A 3,550-nucleotide genomic window follows, 5' to 3' on the forward strand; every position below is an offset into this window, starting at 1 on the left:
AGAGGAGTTTAAAAAGATAAGGAGTGTTCCAATATTATTTTCTTCATCTTTGGGAGAGAAGTGGTAGATAGGGTGGGATTCATCTAAGTTAGAGGTAGAGTGGGAGGTAGAGGAGGTGGTATTAGAGTTGGCAGAGGAGGTGGTAGAAGAGGAGGAATAATTAGAAGAAGTAGATGATGAGTTAGAAGAGGTATTAGTATTAGAAGTATTATTAGTAAAGTTATTAGAAGTAGATGATGAAGAAGATGAAGTATTGGTATTAGAAGTAGATGAAGATGAGTTAGTAGAGTTAGTAGATGTGGTATTAGAAGAGTTAGATTCTAATTCTCCAAAGAAGTATTGAGAGAGAGGATTAGGAGATTCTGTGCCACCTGTTAGATGAAAGCCATTGAAAAATAGAAAAATATTATAATCAGTAATGAATTGTTTATTATATCCTGTTAGTGCATTTATACGACTAAGTAAGTCATTACAATCTAAAATATCATCACCATAAGTAAATAAAAATACTTTTTCATTTTCTCTATCATAAAATATTCTTGTTTTTAAAGAGCAGCAAAGAGCATTATTAGAATTACAAGGCGTAATAGGAGTAGCATTACTATCAAAAATAGATTCTTTAATCATTGCTAAATAAGCTTTTTTAAATTCATCATTCATACAGCTTGACTTTCATAAGAATTAAGAATGCCTAATGCAATTCTTGTAAAATCTTTATGTAAAAATAAATCTGTTATATTGTGTTTATTAAGAATCTCTTTATTATCCTTATCTACAACCATAAAAGGTTGGCATTTAAGCATAGCACGCATATCTGCAACACTACATTCTTTCTTATTCTCTAAATCATCAAAGTATTTTTTATCTAAGATTCTTATATAAATCTCTGCAGTTTGTAATTGTATAATAGTGTCTATCATCTTATATAAATCAAATTTTTTGATATTCTCACTATCTTTATTTTTTGCAATATAGCTTACTTCACTTAAGAGATACGCTAGGGGGAATACCTTTTCTGGTGATTTTTTAGTAATATTTTTATTAAATTTTATATTTTGTCTATATTTATTTTGCTCTTCTTGTAAAATAATAGTCTCTACTTTTCTTAATGAGTTATAAGTCCATTCCATAAAGTCATTGATTAAAGCAGTGAGTAATTGATATTTTTCTTTATTTTTACTTGCTTTATATCCTATGCAATTCTCATATCGTTCTTTATATTCTTTTTTATCTTTATTATCTTGTAGTGTTTGTATATTATTAGCTAAAAGTTCTCTATTTACTTTTAAATCAAGGAGATAATCATAAAAACTCAAAAGAATGCTAGAGCTTTTAATAGAATGCCTATCAAAGCCATCTATCTCAACACCAATATTAATATAATAATGTTTTCCCTCTATATCCTCTCCTAGATTCTGTATGAGATTATTTTCATTATCATTAGTTATATTGTTACTATCAGTCTCTATATGGTGGGTATTATCTTTTATCTTAAGTGTATAGGGTTTGTTTGTAGTCTTATCTTTAGCATTTCTATTATTGTAGTTGTGTAGTAGGGTTTGGTAGGATTGAAATAGATAAGTAGGTAGTTTTTCATAATTAACATAAGTATAATCAAGCTCTTTAGTCCTTTTAGTAGTAAGCCTTATTCCAAAATATGCAGGAGTATCACTAATATGATTATCTATTATTTTTTTAAATGTAGATTCTATTGATTGATATAAATTAAAATAATTAATATGCAATTCTTTAGCTTTCTCTTCTATGGTATTTTTATAAGTGTTAAATAGAGATTCTTTTATTTCATTATTGATGATTTTAGGAAAGGAAAAAAGTATATCATAACTAGGTTTTAGTTCTTTAGCTCCGGGTGAATTAAAGGTATAGACTTCTTTAATAATGCTAGATTCTTTATCAGTAGCAAAAGAGAGGGCAAAGAGCTGGGCAAGGCAACCACCAAGAGAATGTCCCACGACATTTAAGCTTTTAGGTTGGGTGATAGCAGGGTATTTTTTAGCGCAAGATTTATAAAAGTTTAGCATTTTTTCAAAATAGTCTCTAGGTACGCTAGATTGCATCAAAAGATTAATAAAATCAGCTTCTACATAGTCTTTAGAATCAAAACTACCCCTTATAGCAAAAGTATATGCTTTAGATTCTTTATCTTGAAATAAACAAGCGTGAAAGCCTCTGGAGTTATCTTTAGGATAATAATCTAGTAAATCGTATTTTTTAAGAAACTCCTTAGTTTGAAGTTCTCCAAATTCTCCATTGAGTTTATCAAGGTTAGATTTTTCATTTAGTGTATTAAGCAAATTTGATTGCCAAGTATTATCTTGTTTTAAATTGATTAATACTTCTTGTCCTTGATATTCTTTGCTTATGATATGTTCTAAATTGATTGGTATTTCTTTATATCCTCTAGGATAGTTTTCATCTTTTATTTTATTGTTGTTAGAATCTAGTTCATAAATTTTTCTAGGAGTATCATTAGAATCTTTTAGCAAATCAAAATAAAAATAACTAGCTTGTGCTAGCTCTGCATTATCCCTAAGTTTTTTAATACACTCTTTGTTTGTCATTTAATTCTTTCTCCCAAAGTTCAAAAAAATTTGATATAATATACAAGCGTAAAGAATAACATTAAAATTAAATTTATCAATTTCCACATCCTAAAGCTTTTTATCATTTCTATAACTAAAGATATAATGGTATATGGCACTAATAACCAAATCATATAAAGGCAAAAATACACAACAGCCTTAGGCATATCTGACCCAGTTCCATTAAGTCCATAACCAAGCATTGCAAAAAATCCAGCTATGAGAACACATATTATCAAATAGATTAGTGCTATTTTATCAGAAGTTTTCATATAATACTCCTTTTCATTAATTTTCTATGTGGAATATATCCTAATGCCATTCTAGCATCTGCTTTTATATCTCCATTATTGCTGGGAAACTCTGTACCTCTTATGGCTAGAATGTATGCTTGAGAATCTTTATCTTGGAATAAGGTAGCAGAGAAGCCAGAATCTGTATTAGGACAATGTTCTATTAGCTCATAGTGTTCAAAGAATCTTTTAGCTTGAGTGGGGGTGAAGTCGCCGTCAAATAATGAATTATATTCTATATTGAGAATGTCAGCGGAAGTGGGGCAAATATTGTTCTTGATTTTTTTAAACTCATCTAATCTTTCTTTATCTTTATTCCACCAACCTTCAGGTTTATAGTTCTTATTTGCTAAATGAAAGTATCCATAAGAAGCCCAAGCAAGTTCTGCATTTTCTTTAAGTTTATTAATTATCTCTTTGTTTGTCATATTAGTTTCCTATTAAATTTTATTCCTTTATGCCATATTTATATTTAAAATAACTACAAGTTTCTCTACCACCAGATAAGTAAATTCCTGTTCCCTCATTTCCCGCTAGATATGGTCTTAAATCACGCCAATTTACATAAAATATTATTTTCTCAATATTGTCTCTTTTTACATTATTATTTTTAAAAACAAAGCGGAATGATGAAAATATCCTATCATAATATTT

At 28.5% G+C, this 3,550-nt stretch carries 3 protein-coding genes and 2 pseudogenes; all 5 read right to left on the reverse strand.

All coding sequences use genetic code 11. The annotated features are described in order from the left end of the window. A pseudogene (locus CQA44_RS12745) lies at window positions 1-660 on the reverse strand (hypothetical protein); the annotation flags it as partial. Then, complete coding sequence (locus CQA44_RS11455) at window positions 657-2,582, reverse strand: lipase family protein (protein WP_115547345.1); 1,926 nt, start codon at window positions 2,580-2,582, stop codon at window positions 657-659. The pseudogene CQA44_RS12745 and the gene CQA44_RS11455, both read right to left, overlap by 4 nt. A 20-nt stretch (window positions 2,583-2,602) precedes the next feature. Further along, a complete protein-coding gene (locus CQA44_RS11460) occupies window positions 2,603-2,875 on the reverse strand; it encodes a hypothetical protein (protein ID WP_115547346.1) in 273 nt (90 codons plus the stop codon). Next, the gene (locus CQA44_RS11465) at window positions 2,872-3,324 is read right to left on the reverse strand and encodes a hypothetical protein (protein ID WP_258865031.1); all 453 of its coding nucleotides are present in this window, start codon (window positions 3,322-3,324) and stop codon (window positions 2,872-2,874) included. The genes CQA44_RS11460 and CQA44_RS11465 overlap by 4 nt, the downstream gene beginning before the upstream one ends. Before the next feature lie 19 nt (window positions 3,325-3,343). Beyond that, a pseudogene (locus CQA44_RS12750) lies at window positions 3,344-3,550 on the reverse strand (hypothetical protein); the annotation flags it as partial.

The organism is Helicobacter sp. MIT 14-3879, from assembly GCF_003364125.1.